The 21,420-nt window shown below is 43.7% G+C and carries 18 protein-coding genes; 9 read left to right on the top strand and 9 right to left on the bottom strand.

The annotated features are described in order from the left end of the window. The first annotated feature begins 101 nt into the window (after positions 1 to 101). The 6 genes from dnm_RS11675 to dnm_RS11650 all read left to right on the top strand — a co-directional run bounded on the left by dnm_RS11675 (position 102) and on the right by dnm_RS11650 (position 9,959). Positions 102 to 596, top strand: coding sequence for a universal stress protein (locus dnm_RS11675; RefSeq protein WP_207682820.1), 495 nt, complete (start codon positions 102 to 104; stop codon positions 594 to 596). 745 nt (positions 597 to 1,341) lie between these two features. Then, positions 1,342 to 2,094, top strand: a complete 753-nt coding sequence (locus tag dnm_RS11670; protein WP_207682819.1) for a TIGR04219 family outer membrane beta-barrel protein — start codon at positions 1,342 to 1,344, stop codon at positions 2,092 to 2,094. 102 nt (positions 2,095 to 2,196) lie between these two features. Continuing rightward, on the top strand, positions 2,197 to 2,595 hold the full coding sequence (locus tag dnm_RS11665; RefSeq protein ID WP_207682818.1) for a hypothetical protein: 399 nt from the start codon (positions 2,197 to 2,199) through the stop codon (positions 2,593 to 2,595). Between the two features lie 465 nt (positions 2,596 to 3,060). Next, positions 3,061 to 5,127: a peptidase U32 family protein gene (locus tag dnm_RS11660; protein WP_207682817.1), complete on the top strand. Its 2,067-nt coding sequence runs from the start codon at positions 3,061 to 3,063 to the stop codon at positions 5,125 to 5,127. 814 nt (positions 5,128 to 5,941) lie between these two features. After that, positions 5,942 to 7,405 (top strand): tail fiber domain-containing protein, encoded by a 1,464-nt coding sequence (locus dnm_RS31255; RefSeq protein WP_207682816.1) that lies wholly within the window; start codon positions 5,942 to 5,944, stop codon positions 7,403 to 7,405. Positions 7,406 to 7,580: 175 nt separating this feature from the next. After that, on the top strand, positions 7,581 to 9,959 hold the full coding sequence (locus tag dnm_RS11650; protein WP_207682815.1) for a protein kinase domain-containing protein: 2,379 nt from the start codon (positions 7,581 to 7,583) through the stop codon (positions 9,957 to 9,959). A 60-nt stretch (positions 9,960 to 10,019) separates the two neighbouring features. On the opposite strand, the gene dnm_RS11645 is transcribed toward dnm_RS11650, so the two are convergent. After that, on the bottom strand, positions 10,020 to 10,979 hold the full coding sequence (locus dnm_RS11645) for an SH3 domain-containing protein (protein WP_207682814.1): 960 nt from the start codon (positions 10,977 to 10,979) through the stop codon (positions 10,020 to 10,022). 1,029 nt (positions 10,980 to 12,008) lie between these two features. Here dnm_RS11645 and dnm_RS11640 point away from each other — a divergent pair. The 3 genes from dnm_RS11640 to dnm_RS11630 all read left to right on the top strand — a co-directional run bounded on the left by dnm_RS11640 (position 12,009) and on the right by dnm_RS11630 (position 14,043). Beyond that, positions 12,009 to 12,536 (top strand): SiaB family protein kinase, encoded by a 528-nt coding sequence (locus tag dnm_RS11640; RefSeq protein ID WP_207682813.1) that lies wholly within the window; start codon positions 12,009 to 12,011, stop codon positions 12,534 to 12,536. A 12-nt stretch (positions 12,537 to 12,548) separates the two neighbouring features. Further along, complete coding sequence (locus dnm_RS11635) at positions 12,549 to 12,941, top strand: DUF1987 domain-containing protein (protein WP_207682812.1); 393 nt, start codon at positions 12,549 to 12,551, stop codon at positions 12,939 to 12,941. A gap of 121 nt (positions 12,942 to 13,062) precedes the next feature. Next, complete coding sequence (locus dnm_RS11630) at positions 13,063 to 14,043, top strand: adenylate/guanylate cyclase domain-containing protein (protein ID WP_207682811.1); 981 nt, start codon at positions 13,063 to 13,065, stop codon at positions 14,041 to 14,043. 395 nt (positions 14,044 to 14,438) lie between these two features. Here the strand turns inward: dnm_RS11630 and dnm_RS11625 are convergent, their stop codons facing one another. From dnm_RS11625 to dnm_RS11590, 8 genes are all read right to left on the bottom strand, one after another. Then, positions 14,439 to 14,945, bottom strand: coding sequence for a MogA/MoaB family molybdenum cofactor biosynthesis protein (locus tag dnm_RS11625; RefSeq protein ID WP_207682810.1), 507 nt, complete (start codon positions 14,943 to 14,945; stop codon positions 14,439 to 14,441). 21 nt (positions 14,946 to 14,966) lie between these two features. Beyond that, positions 14,967 to 15,503, bottom strand: coding sequence for a bifunctional pyr operon transcriptional regulator/uracil phosphoribosyltransferase PyrR (pyrR, locus tag dnm_RS11620; protein WP_276571877.1), 537 nt, complete (start codon positions 15,501 to 15,503; stop codon positions 14,967 to 14,969). Positions 15,504 to 15,859: 356 nt separating this feature from the next. Then, positions 15,860 to 16,453 (bottom strand): hypothetical protein, encoded by a 594-nt coding sequence (locus dnm_RS11615; RefSeq protein WP_207682809.1) that lies wholly within the window; start codon positions 16,451 to 16,453, stop codon positions 15,860 to 15,862. Between the two features lie 57 nt (positions 16,454 to 16,510). Continuing rightward, a complete protein-coding gene (locus dnm_RS11610; RefSeq protein WP_207682808.1) occupies positions 16,511 to 16,699 on the bottom strand; it encodes a hypothetical protein in 189 nt (62 codons plus the stop codon). 441 nt (positions 16,700 to 17,140) lie between these two features. Then, a complete protein-coding gene (locus dnm_RS11605; RefSeq protein ID WP_207682807.1) occupies positions 17,141 to 17,956 on the bottom strand; it encodes a shikimate dehydrogenase in 816 nt (271 codons plus the stop codon). 222 nt (positions 17,957 to 18,178) lie between these two features. Further along, positions 18,179 to 19,300, bottom strand: a complete 1,122-nt coding sequence (gene pheA / locus dnm_RS11600; protein WP_207682806.1) for a prephenate dehydratase — start codon at positions 19,298 to 19,300, stop codon at positions 18,179 to 18,181. Between the two features lie 6 nt (positions 19,301 to 19,306). Then, complete coding sequence (locus dnm_RS11595) at positions 19,307 to 20,302, bottom strand: 3-dehydroquinate synthase II (RefSeq protein ID WP_207682805.1); 996 nt, start codon at positions 20,300 to 20,302, stop codon at positions 19,307 to 19,309. A 210-nt stretch (positions 20,303 to 20,512) separates the two neighbouring features. Continuing rightward, entirely contained in the window at positions 20,513 to 21,310 is a 798-nt protein-coding gene (locus dnm_RS11590) for a 2-amino-3,7-dideoxy-D-threo-hept-6-ulosonate synthase (RefSeq protein WP_207682804.1), read from the bottom strand. Between the last annotated feature and the right edge of the window lie 110 nt (positions 21,311 to 21,420).

Below are 21,420 nucleotides of genomic sequence, written 5' to 3'. Positions count from 1 at the left end.
AAGCCCGATCACAAACCACAAATCACAAACCACAAATCACAAACCACAAACCACAAATCACAAATCACAAACCACAAATCACAAATTCAAAGGAAGATATTATGGAAGAGATAAAAAAAATACTGGTAGCAATCGCCTTTTCGGAATATGCAAAAGGTATATTCAATTATGCGGCAAAACTGGCAACAACTTTGAATGCGGATCTGATTGTGGCAAACATCATCAACTCGCGTGACGTTGAAGCTGTCGGGAGTATTGTATCCTTAGGCTATGAAGTGAATGGCGACAATTATGTCAGAGATATCAAGAAAGAACGACAGCAGGTTATGGAACAAATCATAAAAGAATCTTCTTTTCCATGGGAAAGAATCCGCATCATTTTCAAAGTCGGAAATCCCATTGATGAATTATTAAAAATAATCATAAAAGAAAAAGCGGATATGATTGTAATGGGACCCAAAGGACGCACAGATGTTGAACATATCTTAGTTGGTTCGGTTGCAGAGAAGATGTTTCGGCGTTCACCTGTGACAATTGTTTCTTACAGGGATGAAAAACATATGGAACGTTTGAAAAGGCGTATTCACCTGAAATAACCAATATTCAAATGGATTGAGGCATTTTCGAAATTTCAGAAACCGGTTCATCGCTTTTTTCCACGGAGTACGGAAGAGCGCGAGACAGCATTGTTTTTTTCTGTTTTGCGTATCCCATTCATCCGTTCCCTGGACAGATTCCGGGATGTTTTTCATTATGCTGATGTCCTGAATTTTTCCCTCATCAAAATCTGTCAGGCAATCCCGATATTCAAAATAAGTTTTTTTGATGTCCTTCATAAAATCTGAAAAGCGGTTTAGACTTTTTCTGCTCGGGAACCCAAAAAACCTGATCATCGAGTGATAATTTATTGTCAGCAGATCGAAAAGTTTCCGTGCTGTGTGCGACAATGAAATCCGGATTTTTTCATAGAACAATGTATCCCCTTCGCCAGAAAAAACCCGGGTTTCTTCCCCATCTTTCCTGCCCGCCCTGCGAGGCCCTGAAAATTTTTTCGATCTGCTGATTGTACCAAAATCATCTCAGATCATTATAATCCTATTAAAACAATTCTTATATACCTCAATGACATAAAATTATTAAAATTAATAATTTTAAATAGTTACAAAATAATTTCTCAAACAGTTCGAAAAATTTATGATTCATGGTTATTATGGTTTTTTGAGAAATATTGCTTCTTTTGTTGTTTTTTACTAAATAATGTGCTTTTAGGATTGAATCCTGAATAATTTAACCATAAGCTTGCTAAAATTTTCAAAGCTTCCGATGCAGAAAGAGATGATGATGAAAAAATTAATACTGTTAAGTCTGGTTTTTCTGTTCACGGTCCCGACTGTGTCTTATGCCGTAGGGATGGAACTTGCAATTGGCGGCTGTAACCAGTCGCCGCAGGGTGATATCTCCTATAAATCAGATGATCTGCTTGATTTGAAAAGCGACCTGAAATATGATAGCGAATTTCGGATCATGGGAAGACTGAAATTAGACATCCCCGTTTTTCCAAATATTTACCTTATGACAACACAAACGGAGTTTGACGGCACTGGCAGAAAATCAGGGGATTTTGAATTCGGTGATAAGGTTTTTAAGGGAAACACAGATTTTTATTCACAGCTTACGCTCCATAATTATGATATTGCCTTATATTATGGTATTCCCTTAGTCGGTCTGGTATCGCTGGGAACATTCAATATTGATGTGGGGCTGAATCTGAGAGTTATTGATTTTAAGACAGAAGTCCGCCAGGATGATATCAACAATGCAGAATCGAAAAGCGGCACCCTGCCAGTTCCCATGTTATATGTCGCTGCCCGGTTCCGGCCCATTGAAGGGCTGACAGCGGAGGCGGAATTAAGAGGCGTAACCTACAGTGACAACCACTTATACAGTCTGATCGGAAGGGTGAAAGCAGAGGTTTTTGGTCCTCTGTTTGTAGCAGGTGGTTACAGATATGAAAGCATCTTTTTCGACGAAGAGGATGTAGAAATAGAAACCAGTTTCAACGGACCGTTTTTTGAAGCGGGATTTCAATTTTAACTGATACAGATAAGGAAAATTTTTAAAATGTCGGCCGAAAATAATTTTGATCGTGAACCACAGAAAAAAAACTCAGATGTAAAAAACGAAACACCTGAGAACATGTTAGCAAATAAAATCATAAGGTACTACGGGTATTTCGGAGAATATTCTTTAAAAGGTATTGCCAAAACATGTGCAAAACTCATCATCAGCGAACACTACAGAGACTTATGTTTTGACACCTTTCAATTCCCCAATCAGGAAGAAATGGAGAAGTGGGTTTTGGAAGAGATGAAGCAGCATTTCGATGAAAAAGTTGTGCCGCTCATTGAGCAGACCTATCCTGATCTGAGCGAAGAGGAGCTTGAAGATGAAGTGGCCAGACTCGAAAGAAGATATCAAAAGGATCATGAAGAACAACTCATGTCAACCACAAAAGCCGCACTCAAAGAATTGCGAATCAGAGTAAGGGGATTGCAAAAAGAACTCAAAGTGTTAAAGCGAAAATACACGATTTAAATCTTTGGTGTTTAGTGTTTAGTACTTGGTATTTAATGAGAATAATGACCAAATATTAAACACCGGACACCAAAAAACAGAACAGTTCGGACGGTTTTTTATTACATAAGAAATAATAAGACTTTTTCAGTTCGTAATTCCGCCTTCAGGCGGAACTGCGAACCAGTATGATTTTATTCTTACAACTTGTCTAAAAATCTGTTACACGACCAAATAAATTCTGAAGGGTGAGGGTCTCCGAGGTTTTCAGAACCTCGGAGGCCCTCACCGGACTGACCCGTCATAATCATTTCGGTCAGATACCACAAGGAAGCCAGATAAGAAAAGGAAGATATTTCCTTGTTATCTGATCTCCCTTTGTTTTTTTCTTGCATAATTTTCAGAAGGTTGAATCTTATACGGTCTTAATTCCCAAAAACTGTCCGAACCATTGGCACTAAAAACACTTTAAAAAAAATATATGTCATGACAAAAAAGCATGTTCCCTTTATTCTGGCTCCGGCCGGAAACAAGGCATCGTTTCTGGCTGCTTTGGCAGCCGGAGCAGACGCGGTTTATTGCGGCTTGAAAAGCTTTTCAGCGCGGATGGAGGCAAAAAATTTTTCCGCAGAGGAACTGACTTCCCTGACGCAGTTGGCCCATAAGAAAAAAACAAAGGTTTATGTTGCCCTAAATTCCCTTATGAAAACAGAGGACTTGGATGAGGCAGGAAAACTTCTGCTTCGGCTGAACCGCCGGGTGAAACCGGATGCCCTTATCATTCAGGATATGTCTCTTTTACAACTGGCTGAACAAACAGGCTTTTCAGGGGAAATTCATTTGTCAACCCTTGCCGCCGTCAGTTTCCCCAGGGCAATGGAACTGATACAAAAAAATATGAGACCCGGAATTGACTGTGTGGTTTTACCCAGAGAGCTGAATATTGATGAAATAAAACTCATGGCTCAGGCATGTCCTGAAGGTCCTGACCTGGAAGTATTTGTACACGGCGCCCTTTGTTACGGTGTTTCCGGAAGGTGCTATTGGAGCAGTTATCTTGGGGGCAGAAGCGGACTTCGGGGCAGGTGTGTCCAGCCCTGTCGGAGGCTTTATACCCAAAATGATCAGTCTTCTTCATCTTTCCGGGAAAGAAAAAAAGTCAGCCCCGGGAAGCGGGAAAAGAAAAAAGAGGATCAGGCCCAAAAATTTTTTTCCTGCCAGGATCTGAGTCTGGATGTGCTGATCAAAGTGCTTCTGTCTGTTCCCAGGGTGCGGGCATGGAAAATCGAAGGCCGTAAAAAAGGCCCCCATTATGTGTATTATACGGTCAAGGCTTACCAGATATTAAGGGATCACGGAAACGATCCCCAGATGAAAAAAACCGCCCTGGGATTGCTTTCCCAGGCCCTGGGGAGACCGGGAACCCATTATTATTTTCTGCCCCAAAGACCCCAGAACCCCATAGATATTAAGAGACAAACCGGATCCGGACTTTTTATCGGCAGAGTAAAAGGTACAAAACAAAATCCTTATATAAACGCCCGGGAGGAACTTTTATCCGGTGATGTGTTGCGTATCGGATATGAAGGTGAATCAGGACACAGTATCCACCGGGTTGGAAAATATGTGCCCAAAGGCGGACAGCTGCATCTCAAATTTTCTTCCTCAAAAAAAGGTTCATATGCGGCCCCGGTTTTCCTGACAGACCGGCGGGAAAAAGCCCTTGAAGAAATGTTATCCGAACTTGAAAAGGAAGTGATCGAAACACCGCAAATCGCTCCTTTGAATTTTCACGCCAGATTCCCCAGAGTATCCCCTAAAAAGCTTGCAACTCTTGAAATTCGGGTCAGGCGGGAGTTTGGAAAGGAAAAATTTAAAGGTCAGACCGACGGTGTCTGGTTATCCCCGAATTCCAACCCCCGAGTTCCGATTTCAAAATTTCAATCTGTCTGGTGGTGGCTTCCACCTGTGATATGGCCGGAAGAAGAGGAAAAATGGAAAGCAATGATCGCTTTTGTTCTGGAAAAAGGAGGGCAAAATTTTGTACTGAACTCACCCTGGCAGATGGCTTTTTTTTCCGGTTTCGGACAGCGACACGGGAAAAAGAAAAAAAACCTGAATCTGTGGGCAGGACCGTTCTGCAACATCACCAATGTTCTGGCTGTCCGCGCCATGTCACTCATGGGATTTTCAGGTGTGATTGTCAGCCCGGAACTTAGCGGAAAAGATTATCTGCAATTACCAAAACACAGCGTTCTGCCACTGGGAATCGTTATTTGGGGGAACTGGCCCCTGTGTGTTTCCCGAATCCCCCTGGAAAATTTAAAAACCGACAGACCTTTTACCAGTCCCAAAGGCGAAGACGCGTGGATCAAAGAATATGATGCCAATATATGGATCTATCCCAATTGGAAAATGGATATAAAAACCCAGAAAAACAGACTTCATAAGGCCGGATACAGTCTGTTTGTCCACCTTGTCGAACCTGTGCCGGAAACAGTGAAACTCAAAAGAAGACCGGGTGTCTGGAATTGGGATTTAAAACTTCTTTAACTCAATGATCAAGTTTTTTGACCCGGTTCGAACAAAAAACCTTGTCATTCCTGTGAAAGCAGGAATCTGTTTTCGGCTGACATCACGGTTCCGGAAACTGTGGATTCCTGCTTTCGCAGGAATGACAGAAAAAAACTTGAACACGAAGTTTAATCTCTTGTCTGTGGTGAACTGTGGATTCCTGCTTTCGCAGGAATGACGGAAAAAAACTTGAACACGAAGTTTAATGAGTTGTCTGTGGTGAACAGTCAGCTTTGACAGACAAACATTTTTTGGGTTGAAATAATCTGATAAAGTCTTTAAGCTAATATAGTGCAGGAACAGCTTAGGATGAGTCGTCCGGATTTTTTACGGTCAATGCTTCCACAGTTACAACAAAACATGAAAATTTTACAACGATTCCTGACAATTGGCAACTGACAACTCACTTAATAAGGCAAAAAAAATTTTGTTTTTCAACAATGACACCTTTATCTCAGCCAGCACCTCGTCAGAAAAGGATCAATATCGTCAATCAAATCAAAAAAAGTGTTTTTTATAAACGGCCATGAACTGCCGGTCACAACGAATGATGAAAGTTTTATAGTTTTTCCTAATACTTAAAACCTAACACCTAACACCTAATACTATCAGTATATGGAAATTTCACAGACAATCTCATTCCCATGCTTCACGTGGGAATGCCGGCAGGACACGACTGAAATGCAAAGCGTTCACGCTGCATTCCTACGCGAAGCGTTGGAGCAAGATTGCTGAGGGGCTTTTTTCCCATCTGCTGATTATGGGAGTTATTAATTTTAAAGGATAAGGAGGAATGATGAAGAAGTCTGTTATGTTTACAGCATTTATTATACTTTCTCTGTGGATCGCTGAAACTTCGGTTGCAGGCATTCTTGGCGATGTTGACAGCGACGAAAAAATTAATCTGAGAGAGGCTGTCTATGCGCTGCAAGTAACAGCAGGTATGAAATCTTCACTGCCTGAGTCATATGTAATTGTTTGGAAAGGACTTTGGGAAGCGGGTGAAGAATATAAAAAATATGACAGTGTCCAATATAACGGCACAAGTTATATTTGTCTGCTGGGCCATGTTTCATCCGGTTCTGAAACACCTCCGCTCGCAACTGGTTTATGGGATATTTTAGCCCTTGGTCAGAAAGGAAACAAGGGGGACACCGGAGAAAAAGGGGACACCGGAGAAAAAGGGGACACCGGAGAAAAAGGGGACACCGGAGAAAAAGGGGACACCGGACTTCAGGGGCCTCCGGGGCCAAAAGGGGACACAGGCCCGCCAGGGGCTTCCCCTTTTGAACTGGATGATGACAAAGCCTATTTTATCACTGGCAATGTCGGCATTGGCACAACCGCTCCGGCGCATAAACTGGATGTTGACGGAGATATCAATATCAGCGGGACTTACAAAGTCGGAGGAAAGAATGTGCTGGCAATAGACAGCACCAACACCTTTGTCGGCTCAAATGCAGGCGGCAGCGTTCCCAAAGATACCGACTATAACACCTTTATCGGCGGAGAGGCCGGTTCCAGTGATACCACAGGTAATTTCAATACCTTTGTCGGAAGCGGTTCCGGCAAAAAAAATACCACCGGACGTTATAACACTTTCATCGGACACCATGCCGGTTATAACAACATAACAGGCAGCAATAATACTGCCCTGGGATATTATGCAGGTCACGGCAACGCGGGCGAAGGCAATGTTTTTCTGGGGTATCAGGCAGGAGCCAATGAAATCGGATCAAATAAGCTCTGCATTGCCAATTCAAACACATCAACCCCTCTTGTTTACGGGGAATTTGATAACAACACACTGACAATAAACGGCAATGTCGGCATCAATACCGTGGCTTATGAAGATCACAGCCTGTATGTTCATGGCAGCATGTATGTGAACGGCGATGCTTACACATCAGGAGATTCCTGGACACCTTCGGATGTGCGATGGAAAAAAAATATTCGGCCGCTTCAGAATGCCCTGGAAAAAATATCGCAGATTGAAGGGGTCACTTATGAATGGAAAACAGATGAATACCCGGACATGGGCTTTGACAAAGGCACGCAGGTCGGTGTTATCGCACAGGATATAGAACCTGTTCTCCCCGAACTCGTGAACACAGACGATGAGGGTTACAAAGCTGTTTCCTATGAAAAACTGACACCCCTGCTGGTAGAAGCCATCAAGGAACAACAGGCCCAGATTAAAGCACTGCAAGCGCAGATTGAAGATTTGAAAAGCGAAATCAAAGCACTGAAGGAATGATTAGGTGATTTGTGATTTGTGGTTTGTGATTTGTGGTTTGTGATTGGTGACTGGTGATTTACAGATCATTTGTTTTAAATCACAACGCCCCGGTCACAAATCATAATGACCCAATTACAAATACCCAATCACCAATCACAAATACCCAATCACCACTTTTGTCAAAGGACTTACCATGATCGTAAAATGTGAAAAATGTCAGGTTGCTTTCAATATTAATGACAGCCTCATCAGGCCGGAAGGTTCCAAGCTTCGCTGTTCAAAATGTAAGCATATTTTCACTGTCTATCCGCCAGAGCCTGTTGTGCCGCAGGCAGAAAGACCGCCTGTGTCACAGGTGAGACCGCCTGTGTCACAGGTGAGACCGCCTGTCGCACCTGCACCTCCGGAAGAAAGAATCAGCAGCAGCGAACTGACTGGCGGCGAAGTGACACTGACCATCGTAGATTTCTCACAGGAAGTGTTTGACACCATCAGCGGAACTGCCGAACGCTATGTTGAAATGGGAACAATTGGCAAAGGAGGGATGGGAGAGGTTCTGCTTGCCAGGGATACGCAGCTTCTTCGTAAGGTTGCAATAAAGGTCCTGAAAAAAGAAAGTGTGACACCTGCCGCTCTCAGTTTTTTTCTACGAGAGGCTCAGATTACGGCCCAGCTGGATCATCCCAATATTGTGCCGCTTTATACTGTCAAACGGCCCGCGGAAGGTGAAAAAAATGTTTCTTTCATCATGAAGCTCGTCAAAGGTAAAACTTTGCTTGAACTCATGAACAAAGTCAGAACCACCTACACAGAAAATCCCAAAGCAAAACTGCCTCAGGAACTGACACAGCGAACATTTCTTGAACACTTTCTCAAAGCCTGTGACGGCATCACATATGCCCATCGTAAAGGTGTGGTACACCGGGATATCAAACCTGCCAATATCATGGTGGGTGATTTTGGCGAAGTTTATGTCATGGACTGGGGGATTGCAAAAATGCTCAGGGATGATGAACAGGATATGCCTGAACAGGATCAGCAGATCCTCACCAGCGGCATGTCCCGGTCCGGCGGAACCGAGATTATCGGCACCCAGCCCGAAGGCGTGTTAGGAACCCCGAGTTATATGTCACCCGAGCAGGCCCACGGACGACGGGATGTTGACACAGCCAGTGATATTTTTTCACTCGGCACAGTCCTGTTCGAACTGATTACGCTGCGACCTCCCCGGATCGGAGATGCCAAGCAAAAACTGAAATGGGCAAAAGGCGGCTATCTCAACCGGATGATCCATATGCTTCCGGATAGAAAAATTGATCCTGAACTGAAAGCCATTGTTCACAGGGCAACCGAATCCGAACCTCAGAACCGTTATCCGAGTATTTCAAAAATGGCTGAGGATCTCCGGTGTTACCTCAGAGGAGACGAAGTCTCAGAATTGCCCGACAACCTTCCCCGGAAGGTGCTGCGCTGGATGGGCAAACACCGTCAGCTCACGCTGATTCTGATACTGGGCATACTTCTGATTTCTTCAACAGTCACAATATGGGGACTGCATCGGGAACAAGTCGCCATGAAGGCAGCCCAGATTCGGGAAAGCAAACTCTCCCATCTGCAAGCAGAGGTCTCTGCCCATGCCCATTTTATTGACAGCCATTTTCTCCGTCTTGAGGATCTGGCAGCCAGCCTGGCGAATAATGCCATGTATCTGATCCAGGAAGGGCCGTCGAACAATGAGCGATTCTACTGGCTTGAGGATTTTCAGATCCCTGAGAAAACGCCGCCTGATCTGAATTATTCACATTTATATAAACGCCCGGTGAGCATCGAATACCCGGTCGTAAAACCGGCCCCGGGAGTTCGGCGGGAAGATGTGGCAACGATTATGCAGAAACTGGCCCCCCTCAGACACCATTTTAAAAAGACCTTGCTGGAAAGCAGGCCCGGATTTGCGCCTGTCACACAGGAGGAAGCTCATCGCCTGCTGACTGTTCATGGTATTCCCATCCGATGGGCATATATCGGATTGGAAATCGGAGTGATGTACTCTTATCCTGGCAAAGGGTCTTACGGGCCTGAATACGACCCCCGGGTCCGCCCCTGGTATAAACTTGGCTCATACAAACATGGTGTTCAATGGGGAAATCCCTATGCTGACATACAGGGACTGGGATTGGTACTGCCCTGCGCCATATCGCTTTATGACAAGGAGAATCAGTTCTACGGCGTCCTAGGCATGGATGTGACTTTCAGTGACATCATTGAGGATAATCTCAAACGAGAAGGCTCGGTCGGTGTCATAGAAAGCTTTCTCCTGGATGACAGAGGACGTATTGTTGTCAGTAGCCAGTTAGAGGCGGATGTTCAGGAACATTCCACAGATCCGGCCCTGAAACTGGAACCTTTCCCTGTCCCGGAAGTGGCGGAAGCAATTGTCAGGGGTGAATCGGGACTGCGTGAAGTGGAACATAACGGCGAATCCAGAATCATTGTCTTTTATCAGATGAGCGCTTTAAAATGGTATTATGTGGAAGAGATTGACACTTACGCCATTCTTGACTCAGCCAACTAATAATATCACAGACAGATCCGAAATCCGAAACAATTTTAATTTGTTTCGGATTTCAGATCATTAGTTGCTGACCGATTTGAATGTTAATGTATAGAGATTTTCTTTTCTGAAAAATATTTGTTCCACTTCGTAGTCCCGGTCGGACACCAGATCCATCACGACTCTTGTTTTGGGCTCGGCCCCTTTGTGAACACCGATTCGTATTTTTTGAACAAGGTCACCGTTCACCTCAGTCTGACGACGAATACCGCTGCCAAGTCTCAGGCCGAAAAAATCGCAGACCACTTTGGGTACGGACTCTTCAATAACAAAGGTTTCAGGCGGATAAAACCCGTTCAGCACAAAGACAATTTTTTCTTCTCCTCCCGGTGTAATATCAACCTTAATCTCCTTAATTTCCTTAGCAAAATCTTTACCAGAGGCATCTTCGGAGGACAAAGGCTCATCAGATTCGATAAAAAGCCCCTGATGCGCCCAGCCCACGGTGCCATTATCAAGTCTGACAAGATACCATCCCTCTTTTGCGCCAATAGCAGATACAGTCTCTCCTTTTTCAAGTGTAAGCTTTATTCCCGCCCGAAGTGAAGGTTCTTCCCGGACACGGCCCCTGTTAAACTTCAGCCTGACCTTTTTTTGGACAGGAGTAACTCCGGGAGGGATTTCTTCTGCTGTCTCTTTTTTTTCCGAAACCTGAGGTTTGTCCGCAAAAAGGCTTTTATGAGCCCAGCCTAACCGGTCATCTGAAAGTTTTATAATGCACCATTCGCCCTCACTCAGAATAAATGTGACGGTGTCACCTTCTTTCAGCTTATCCGTTACCGAGGAATTTTCTGCGGGTTTTTCATAGAGATTACCAGCGCTCTTTACATGTGCTGTCTCCTTTGGTATAAATGAAACCCCGCGACACACATCTCCCGGAATAAAATAGGTTGCCAGGATTGCAAGTATGATGATACAAGGTTTGAGGCCAACAGCGGTAAAAAATCTGGGTACATGCCATAAGTACCTATTGGTTTTCATCTTTTTCCCGGTTTACAAAATCCGCCCGAGCAGATTCTGAAGGCCGCCTTTCTTCGACCCTTAAAATTCCATTCCCCTGCCCCCTTCAAAGAGGAAGATGATGTGACATTTTATCCCCCCTTGAAGGGGGCCGGGGGGATATGTTTAATATGATTATAAAAAATAAAAAATCCCCATTCATTAAAAAATAAATAATTCATTCATTTTTTAATGTTTTTACAGATATTTTATGAGGCTGATATAACAAACCAACTGATTTAATAATATTTTTATATAAGCATATTTATTTCGGAAGATGGTATTTTATAAAACACAGCGTTTTTAAAATCAACCCTTTTCAGTGTGATGAAATTCTTTATCCCGGACCGGAGATATTGCCAAAGTGACATGCTGAACATCCGCATAACATAAACATTGTGTAATCGTTTTAAATAAATAATATAATTAAACAGATATCAGAAACAGACATCATCTGCTGTTACGAATTATCAGATTTATTTCATTTTGGGAACACATTCTCTGAAACTAACTCTTGCAAATAGAAATCGAATTGGCTAATTTCTTTTTTATAATTTTACCAGAGGTGGCATTGACCTCGTTTTTCCTGCTTTGCCGTTAGGGAACTCCAAAAAAAATAACATGCCTGATTTGGAAACACAGGGAAAATGCAGGGCGGTATTTTATTTTTGGAAAAAGCCCTTAACATCATAAAAAACGAAGTTGTTCACATGTCGCGTGAGAACGATATAGAAAAGAGAGGAACTGAACTGGTATCTGTCTTTTGTTAACCATAATACATTGAAAGTATTTAATACATACGGTGAGTCCCACCGAACTCCAAGCCTGTGGAGAATGTGGCACCGACTGAATTTTTCTTCAGTAAAACCACCGCTGTGAAGCAGGAAGAAAAAGATAAATAACATCAGATTATTTCAGCTTTTTCAGGACAAAACCTTCTGAAATAATATACAGGAGATCATGTGATTAATATAAGTTTGGTTATAAACAGTTAATACAAGGGGGGCTTATATGCTAAAAGATCTTTATGAATTTAAGGAAGATCTCGGCAAGCGGGGCATCTTTTTTTGTTTAAGCGGTCCTATTTCCCAAAACCTGGTGGCGGAAATAGGCACCACCCTGGAACAGCACATGACCATGGGAGAAGCCGGAAAATCCACTGTTCTCAGGGTGTTTTCCACAGTTGTTGAAAATGCGCAGAATATTATGCGCTATTCTGATGAAAGGGAAGAAGATTTCAGTCTCGGCATTATTGCAGTGGGTTATGAAAATAAGCATTATTTTGTATTATGCGGAAACATGGTTGACAACAATAAAATCGGAAAACTCCGTGAAAATCTCACAAAGCTGCAAAATATGAACAAGGATGAACTCAAGAAGTATTACAGACGAAAGCGCAGGGAGGGACCGCCTCCGGAAAGTAGCGGTGCCGGACTCGGATTCATTGACATGGCAAAAAAGGCCAGCAAACCCATTGAGTTCAATTTTAAGACGATTGATGACAAACTTTCTTTTTTTTCTATGAAAATAGTAATTTAGGAGAAGGAGACAATGAACAGCTTAATCATTGAAGCCACGAAATATACCCCTGAGATATCTTTTGACTGTGAGCAACACACCCTTGGCATCAAAGGCAAATCTTACCCGGAAAATACCTCGGTCTTTTATCAGCCTGTTTTTGAATGGCTGGAAGAGTACCTTGAAAATATCGGTGAGCAGAATATCACTGTCAATATGGAACTTATTTATTTCAACAGCAGCTCCTCAAAGGTTCTGATGGATTTTTGTGACGTACTGGATGAGGCGGCAAGTGACGGAAAACGTATAACCCTGAACTGGATATACGAAGAGGACGACGAAGACGCCCTGGAGTTCGGGGAAGAATTTCAGGAAGATTTGGAATCTGTAACATTCAACCTCGTTGAAAAAGCTCCTGAAAGATGACGCTGCAAGTTTCGCAATTGCTTTAAAATCATAATCCCCGGCAAATTCGGCACATAATAATTATCAGTATGAAATGATAATTATGGGTTCCGAGAATTATTTGTTAATTTTGGGAGCAAATATGCAAAAAGAGAATTCCATCTTTTCTAAAGAAGAGGACACCTTAAAAACCGCTGAATCGCTTTTAAAGGGTGAGGCGGTTGGTAAAGAAACCCTTCTGAAAGAATACAAAGGTCTCTTAAAAAACTACAAAAAGCTTCTTCGCCAGACCAAAACAGTAACGCGGGTCAGTGATAATCAGCAGCGAAAACTAAACAGGATACTGGAAAGACTGGGCCGGTATGTTTCCTTTCAGTTGTTTAAAAAAATTACGCATGAAAAAGGGAATGTTGAAATAAAACCCCAGAGAAAGAAGCTTACTGTTTTCTTTTCAGACCTCAAAGATTTCACATATACCAGTTCTCATATGGAAGGAGAAGCTCTGTCAGAGTTTTTGAATTTTTATCTTGAAATAATGACCCAGATCGTCATCAAATGGGGAGGGACCCTTGATAAATATATGGGGGACGCGATTATGGTTTTTTTCGGAGATCCTGAATTTACTTCCGATGAGGACCATGCTCTGCGATGCGTGAGCATGGCAATAGAAATGCGGGAAAAAATGAAAGATCTGCAAAAAAAATTGTATGATCTGGGTTATCAGGAACCCCTGCATTGCCGAATGGGAATTGCCACGGGATATTGCACGGTGGGAAACTTCGGCTCATCAGAAAGGATGGATTACACCATTGTGGGAACCCCTGTGAATCTCGCGTCAAGACTGGAAACCGCGGCAGAGAAGGATGAAATATTCATAAGCCATGAAACATGGGGGTATGTAAAAGACAAAGTCATTTGCGATCCCCCAAAAGAACTCCACCTGAAAGGGTTTCACCAGAAAATACTGGCGCATAAGGTTGTACGTTTGAAAAAAGAAGGTGAAGACAATGTGCTTTTAATAGACGATGAGGAAAAAGGAGTGAATCTGAAGATAGATTTTTCAAAAATTCCCAAAGAAGAAATCGAATCAATTATCCGTCGGTTGGAGGTTGAATTAAAATAATAAAAAAACAGTTGAATATCAAAAAAATTTTCTTTCTATCCTCGGGTTTTTTTTCAGCATTTTTTTATGAAATTTCTACCTATTCGAAGATATGTTTGTCTTTTACGCTCCCCAGGTTTCATTTTTCACTGTTTTCCAGACCGCCTTTTCAGCTTTTCAAAACCAAACTTCCTAACCCAATTCAGTATCAGCACAGCGTTGAAAAAAGTCTCCTGAAAGCCTGTGCATCAAAGGCTGATCCGGGAAAAACGGATTTACTGTGAATCCGGCTCTCTGTCCGGGAATGTCACCGTCATTTTTGGGCGCGTCACAGCGACCGAATCTCCCGTCAGACCGTCCGAAAACGGCTGTGATCCGAGTATCATGCCCTTGGAACTAACTGTGAGAAAAAATGGTTATCCTTCGCAAACGTGCCTTACAAGATGTCCCAGTTCGGGAAAAATAAGGGCTTCACAGGCAAGTTTGCATGCATTGAGGCTTCCGGGCATACAAAAAAGGATTGTATTATCAATCGTGCCTGCGGTCGCGCGGGATAACAGCGCTGCCGAACCGATCTCTTCAAAACTCAGTTGTGCAAAGAGAACGCCGAATGCTGTAAGTTCCTTTTTAAACAAAGGCCGCACAGCCTCGACAGTAACATCTTTTTTAGTGATGCCTGTTCCCCCTGTCAGCAAAAGCACCTGGGGTTCGTAGTTGTTAATAACATAAAGAATCGCATCGGCAATGGTTTCGGTATCATCCGGAATAACCTGATGAAACACTACCTTATGCCCGTTTTTTCCGGCCTGTTCACTGATCCAATGCCCGCTTTTGTCATTTGCCAGGCTTCGCGTGCTTGAAAGGGTGATAATTCCGACTTTGACATGCTTTGCAGCGTTTTCCTTGTGTTCTCTGGTTCCCATAATCAACCTTCAGTCTTATCCTCAGTCTTCAATAATAACCTGGTCCTCGTCATCATGCTCTGCAAGCAAAACATTTACTCTTTCCGAACGTCTTGTCTCAACAAATTTTCCCACATAATTGGCCTGAATGGGAAGCTCTCTATGTCCCCGATCCACAAGCACAAGCAGCTCAATACGATCCGGTCTCCCAAAATCTATCAGCGCGTCCAGTGCGGCCCGCACAGTTCGGCCAGTAAAAAGAACATCATCAATTAAAACAATCTGTTTTTCATCCACAGAAAAAGATATTTCCGTGGTCTGCACAATGGGGTTGGGACTGATACGGGTCCAGTCATCCCGGTACAGTGTTATATCCATATGACCTGTCGGTATTTCAACCCCTTCAATTTCATAAATCCTTGAAAATATACGTTTTGCAAGATAAACGCCCCGGGTCTGAATTCCTATGAGGGCAAGGTTGTCAGCCCCTTTATGTACTTCGAGGATCTCATGAGTAATTCTTGTGAGTATGCGATCAATCTCTGCCGTATCCAAAATTTTATGGTGTTTATTCATCATGTCTTCCTCATTATGTGCATCTGAAATTCTTCTCTTATATCACACGCTGTTTAAATATCAAGATGAAATATTATCTGATAATTAAATTAAGTGCTGGTGAGTGCCCACGGATTATCCATAAATACTTGGCAGATTGTGCTTTGTCTTGCTTAAATTATTAATAATAAAAGAAAAAAATCTCATTATAAAATAACAATTCCTGCAAAAGCAGAAATAGCAAGGCAGATGAAATTTTATGATTTGGTATCAGAGATGAAGCGGTCTGTGTCTGACCGGGCCAAGGTATGATATGCAGTTTTTTTCTGAAAAACGATTGTACAAAGCGGGCAATTTTTGGCCCTGCCAGAGCAGCCGTTTCAGGTAAAATGCACATGCCGCATAGATGTCGGATCAACCTCTTTATATTTTGCTGTCCTGATGGAAGCCTTTATCTGGTCAAATATTTTCTCCTTCACGGAAATATCACGGGCCAGTGTCTCCATCTCAGAGGTTCTGAAAATTTTGTAATTCTCAAGACCGATGGCTTCGGTCTCTTCAATTTCCCCTTTCTTAACGAGCGATTTTATGGCTTCATACCTGATCTCCAACATATCCAGTTCCAATCTGACCTCATCATGCTTCACTTGCAGCTCAATGGTTTCATCCCACATTTCCTGCATCACTTTCAGAGCGAGATAATCTCTTTCTTCCTGTTCATTTGTCGGGGAAAGATAAAGAAAATCTCCTTCTTCCACTGCACAGTCCAACCATTCCACCTCACTGGCCCGACGTGATTCTCGAAATCGGATAAGGATATCCTGAGCCTGTTTTGTGGGAAGATGGGCAAGCGTCATACAGATATCTTCCAACTCGGATTTCTGTACCAGCGGTGAAAAAAGTTTTCTCTCAAACTCCATATAATCTGCTTCAGTATAATCTTCCGGTTCCTGAATATCTTTGTGCTCTGCCATTCTTTTCTCATCTCCTTTCCTGCATTATTGAAAATAACCTGACAATTCATTACCAGTCTATTTCTGAATGATGCCGCCCGTCAGCAGAGGTTCTTCGTCATTATTATTGATCAGCCTGCCATCCGGTATGAACAGCCTCTTTAATTTATGCAATTTAGGTTTATCACCCTCTTTGAAACATATGCCTGAATAAACCATCTTGGTTACACGATCAACCTCCCATATTTCAGCTTCATAAACATTCATGGAAACCTCCTTGCCTGAAATTTGAAACTGGAAACTTGAAACTGGCTTCGGCAGATTTTCTTATGTGCAGATAAGAACCTGATCATAAATTTTCTGACATAAGACCGCCGAGGTTTTCAAAACCTCGGCGGTCTCGGCATTGGTTCCGTTCAATGGGAAAGTTAGTAAAAACAGATGGTTATATGAACAGACCAAAAGTCAGCCAAGCTGCTGTTTTTTCAAACAAATCCGATAAATTTCCCTGAAAAATCTCACTGAACGGAACCAGTGCAGCGGTCTCTGATAGTAACTTTTTGGGGTCAGATATTTATAATTATTACAGATTTTCAGTTGCTACAAACACGCCGCCCTTACAGGGCTTGGTCGGCCCTCCCCTAACTCCTTTAAAATCAGCAAGTTTCAAATTTCAAATTTCAAATTCCGAGTTCCGAGTTCCGAGTTTCAGGTTTCAAGTTTCATCAATACGGCCTTTCGCATTATCTCAACCGGGGCTTTTTTCCCTGTCCACAATTCAAACTGAAATGCGCCCTGATACACAAACATGGCAACACCGTCAATGGTGACGCATCCTGCTTCCTGAGCATCTTTTAGCAGACGGGTTTTTAAGGGATTATAAACAATATCCATCACAATCATCCCTTTTTCAAGATATCTTTTTTGTATCGGCGTTGAGTCGGTGTTCGGCGTCATCCCCAGGGGTGTGGTGTTAATCAGAATATCGCATTTGATTTTTTCAATATCCGAAAGAGAACAGAAATCAGCCCCGAGGGCCTCAGCCAGACGCTCTCCTTTATCTGCTGATCGGTTTACAATGGTGACATTTCCGCGTTCCGAGCATATTCCGAAACCGATTGCACGTGCTGCCCCGCCCGCTCCGATAATCGCAACATTCTTTTCCCTGATGCTCGTTTTTTCAGACAACGCGGCCATGGCGCCGAGGCCGTCCGAATTATACCCGGTAAGCATCCCCTGGTGATTTACCACCGTATTCACCGCCCCGATGTTCTTCGCCATCTCATCCAATTCGTCTAAAAATTCCATGACGGCAATCTTATGGGGAATAGTAACGCTTATGCCTTTAATTTCCAGAGCCTTTATTCCTGTAATGGCCGCGCCAAGATCCTTCACCTCAAAAGCAAGATATGCGCCATTCCAGCCAATATGAGAAAAAGCGATGTTGTGCATCAGCGGACTCAGGCTGTGGGATACCGGTTTCCCCAGTATCCCATAAAGACAAGTATAGGCATTTATCATCATAATATAAACTCTCTTTTCACTTCTGATCCCTCACCTCTCGCCTGGGGTGATGAAAATGTCACAAACCGGGCTGACAATTGCGATCCCATTTTTATTCCGTAAATTTTTTATGACTTAAAAATCAGGCAGTTAAAAAATGAGGGGAACAAAAACGGGATCAGCTTTTTCAGAGCCTTGGAAACATTTTCATCACCCCACCTCTCGCCCCTCGCCTCTCCCCCCTCACCCCTCAATAGCCCTCGGATATGACCCCAGGAACTTCATATACAGGCAAATCTCTCTCATTTTTTCAACAGTTTCTTTTACATTGGAATCTTCGATATGCCCTTCAATATCAACAAAGAAAAAATAACTCCAGTTTTCGTGTTTGGTGGGGCGGGATTCCAGTTTCACCATATTGACACTGTAATCTGCCATGGGTTTTAAAACCTCGAACAACGCGCCCGGCACATGCGGTGTCACAAACATGACAGAAGTTTTATCCCTGCCTGTCCGGGGAACATCATCCCGTCCGATGATCAGAAACCGGGTGGTGTTTCTCACAGCGTCCTCAATTCTGGACGCGACAACATTGAGATCATACAGATGTGCGGCTTCATTGCTGGCAATCGCAGCCGCGTCCGGGGTTTGGAGCGTCTTCTGCAATGCAGATGCCGTGCTGCCGCATTCCTCAAGCGCGACTTCCGGCAAATATTTCTGTAACCAGCTTCGGCACTTGGCAAACCCCTGCTGATGAGAATAAATCTTCCGAATGTCATTTAATGTGCCAGTTTTGGACAGGAGATCATGGGAGATGGTCTGATATTTCTCAGCGCAAATTTTAAGTTCTGATTCAAAAAACATATCCAATGTATGATTGATTGCCCCCTCAATGGAATTCTCCACCGGCACAACCCCGTAATGGCATGATCCTTTTTCCACCTCGTTGAATGCATCGCGAATGCTCGGCTGCGAAACAAAGGAAACTGTGCGCCCAAAGTGCTTCATCGCGGCAATATGCGTGAATGTCGCCTCAGGCCCCAGGTACGCGACCCGGTGTGGTTTCTGAATTTCACGAGATGCAGCCATGATCTGCTTAAACACCTGGTGCAGCGCATCTTTGCTGATAGGCCCGTTGTTTAAGTCTTCAACGCGTTTTAAAACACGATACTCCCGCGCGCTGTCCAAAACCTGGGCCCCTTTTTGGGCCTTGGCTCTCCCGATTTCCAACGCCACTTCCAGGCGTTCATTGATGAGACGGACAAGTTTTTCGTCAATCTCATCAATGGTGTTCCTAAGCAAATCAATACGCCACTCCGAGTCATCGGAAGCTTTTTCTTTTTGTGTATTTTCAGGGTGTTCCATGATATCTTATTTTTCCGTTATGGTTTCCTCTATCTTGTGGCCGAAATGCCTGCCGCCTTCTTCATAAGCCACAAGCACTTTATCACCGGGTTTAAGACTTACCACTGACATGGGATCGCCTTCCGGGCTTGTGAGCCGGATGGTTTCCGCATTTTGCAGGATGGTGGTTATCTTTTTATCACCATAGGCTGCGGAAATCAACATTAACGGACGCTTTTCCACCTTGATGCGTCCTACCGTTCCCACGGTGGTGTTTCCCTTAAAATCAATGACAAGCACCGGGTCTCCCGCTGAAAGTTCGGAAAGATACCGGGTTTTTCCTCCGGGAACCCGTGTATATGCATGAACCGGGCCAGCATTGACTCTGAAGGGCCGGGGCGAGACATAAGGATTTGACACGCTTTCCGAATGAACCAGAAACAGGGCGCTGCTGCTGTTCCCCACTAGCATTCCCTCGCCCTGGATCATTGAAGTGCAAGTGTCCACGCATACCCTGTCGCCCATTCCCACCGCACGGACCTCAACAATCTCAGCTACATCAAGGGCGGTTTTCTCATCATTTGAACGAAGCAATGAAAGTGCTTTTTTCAGTTCCATTGCATCGGCCGGCTGAAACAGGATATGATTCACGCCTTTTTCCAGAATTCCGAAAGCTGTTTCTGCCTCCTCAAGATTCTGAACCTGTGCAATAACATCAGCCGCGCCTTTTGCGATGAGGTTCTCCAACGGAATGATGGTCCAGTCGTTGCACTGAAGAATAACCTGTCTGCTCTGACTGAGCCTGACAATCTCCTCTTCGTCCTCGCCACTGGTGATATTAAAAAAAACAACATCTTCACCGAGTTTTAAGTCACCGTCCTCGGAGATAGTTTCAATCCTGCCGAGTTCTTTTACCTTTTCAGAGTATCCCTGTGGAACCATGATGCCGTCCGCACCGCCTTCAAGTGCTGTTGTCACTATTTTCTTGTCCCACGGGTCAACCTTTATCCATATCTTTCGCATGGTTTTATCCCTCCGAGTTGGGGATTTGTGATTTGTGATTGGGGATTTGTGATTTGTGACTGGGGATTGGTCATCTCCTGCAACTTCAAATCACAAATTCCAAATCACAAATTCCAAATTCCAAATCACAAATCACAAATCACAAATCACAAATCACAAATCACAAATTCCAAATCACAAATCACAAATCACAAATCACAAATTCCAAACCTAGCCCAAAATCTCCAATCCTTCATCCACAGTAGCGCCTTCATGCACAATACTTGAAATGGCCTGTACCATGCGCTTGGGGTCTCTGTGCTGGAATACGTTACGACCTATGGAGACACCGGCACCGCCTGCATCAACGGATCCTTTCACCATCTCCAGGATATCTCTGTCCGAATCCATTTTGGGACCTCCGGCAATGACGACCGGGGCAGCGCATCCTTCTGTGACTTCTCTGAATGACTCCGGGGAACCTGTGTATGATACCTTTATAATATCTGCTCCCATTTCTTTTCCCACACGCGCGACGTGCTTGACCACATTGACATCATACTCGTCCTTGATTTTTTCTCCTCTCGGATACATCATGGCAAGCAGCGGCATTCCCCAGGTGCGGGCTTCATAAGCGACTTTCCCGAAATCATTCAGCATTTCTTTTTCCTGACCATTTCCGAGGTTGACATGAATGGATACAGCGTCCGCACCGAGTTTTATCGCTTCTTCAACCGAACAGACAAGCGTTTTGGCATTGGGATAAATCGAGAGGCTTGTGGAGCCGGAGAGATGAATAATAAGACCAATATCAGAACCACCCTTGCGATGACCTTCTTCCACAAGTCCCTTGTGTTCCACGATGGCGTTAGCGCCGCCATCCGCAATGTTTTGTATGGTGGTTTTCATATCTGTCAGACCGGGAATGGGGCCTACGGAAATGCCGTGGTCCATAGGTACGATAACAGTTCTTCCGGTATTCCGGTTCATAATACGTTCCATCCGAATTCGTTTGCCTAAGATCGTCATGATGTGCCTCTTTTTTAATAAGTGTTAGGTGTTAGGTGTTAGGTGTTAAGTGTCAGGTGTCAGTGTTATGTGTTGGTTAAGTAACAAGTCTTCGGAACTTTCAGCTTTGT

The organism is Desulfonema magnum (assembly GCF_017377395.1).
GTDB lineage: Bacteria > Desulfobacterota > Desulfobacteria > Desulfobacterales > 4be13 > Desulfonema_C > Desulfonema_C magnum.
The sequence above is the reverse complement of the archived record's forward strand: the minus strand, read 5'-3'. Positions and strand labels throughout refer to the sequence as shown.

What these genes read in the sequence shown, in the direction of transcription:
- dnm_RS11675 (WP_207682820.1), top strand. Translation starts at nt 102, where the DNA reads ATGGAAGAGATAAAAAAAATACTGGTAGCAATCGCCTTTTCGGAATAT.
- dnm_RS11670 (WP_207682819.1), top strand. Translation starts at nt 1,342, where the DNA reads ATGAAAAAATTAATACTGTTAAGTCTGGTTTTTCTGTTCACGGTCCCG.
- dnm_RS11665 (WP_207682818.1), top strand. Translation starts at nt 2,197, where the DNA reads ATGTTAGCAAATAAAATCATAAGGTACTACGGGTATTTCGGAGAATAT.
- dnm_RS11660 (WP_207682817.1), top strand. Translation starts at nt 3,061, where the DNA reads ATGACAAAAAAGCATGTTCCCTTTATTCTGGCTCCGGCCGGAAACAAG.
- dnm_RS31255 (WP_207682816.1), top strand. Translation starts at nt 5,942, where the DNA reads ATGATGAAGAAGTCTGTTATGTTTACAGCATTTATTATACTTTCTCTG.
- dnm_RS11650 (WP_207682815.1), top strand. Translation starts at nt 7,581, where the DNA reads ATGATCGTAAAATGTGAAAAATGTCAGGTTGCTTTCAATATTAATGAC.
- dnm_RS11645 (WP_207682814.1), bottom strand. Translation starts at nt 10,979, where the DNA reads ATGAAAACCAATAGGTACTTATGGCATGTACCCAGATTTTTTACCGCT.
- dnm_RS11640 (WP_207682813.1), top strand. Translation starts at nt 12,009, where the DNA reads ATGCTAAAAGATCTTTATGAATTTAAGGAAGATCTCGGCAAGCGGGGC.
- dnm_RS11635 (WP_207682812.1), top strand. Translation starts at nt 12,549, where the DNA reads ATGAACAGCTTAATCATTGAAGCCACGAAATATACCCCTGAGATATCT.
- dnm_RS11630 (WP_207682811.1), top strand. Translation starts at nt 13,063, where the DNA reads ATGCAAAAAGAGAATTCCATCTTTTCTAAAGAAGAGGACACCTTAAAA.
- dnm_RS11625 (WP_207682810.1), bottom strand. Translation starts at nt 14,945, where the DNA reads ATGGGAACCAGAGAACACAAGGAAAACGCTGCAAAGCATGTCAAAGTC.
- pyrR (WP_276571877.1), bottom strand. Translation starts at nt 15,503, where the DNA reads ATGATGAATAAACACCATAAAATTTTGGATACGGCAGAGATTGATCGC.
- dnm_RS11615 (WP_207682809.1), bottom strand. Translation starts at nt 16,453, where the DNA reads ATGGCAGAGCACAAAGATATTCAGGAACCGGAAGATTATACTGAAGCA.
- dnm_RS11610 (WP_207682808.1), bottom strand. Translation starts at nt 16,699, where the DNA reads ATGAATGTTTATGAAGCTGAAATATGGGAGGTTGATCGTGTAACCAAG.
- dnm_RS11605 (WP_207682807.1), bottom strand. Translation starts at nt 17,956, where the DNA reads ATGATGATAAATGCCTATACTTGTCTTTATGGGATACTGGGGAAACCG.
- pheA (WP_207682806.1), bottom strand. Translation starts at nt 19,300, where the DNA reads ATGGAACACCCTGAAAATACACAAAAAGAAAAAGCTTCCGATGACTCG.
- dnm_RS11595 (WP_207682805.1), bottom strand. Translation starts at nt 20,302, where the DNA reads ATGCGAAAGATATGGATAAAGGTTGACCCGTGGGACAAGAAAATAGTG.
- dnm_RS11590 (WP_207682804.1), bottom strand. Translation starts at nt 21,310, where the DNA reads ATGACGATCTTAGGCAAACGAATTCGGATGGAACGTATTATGAACCGG.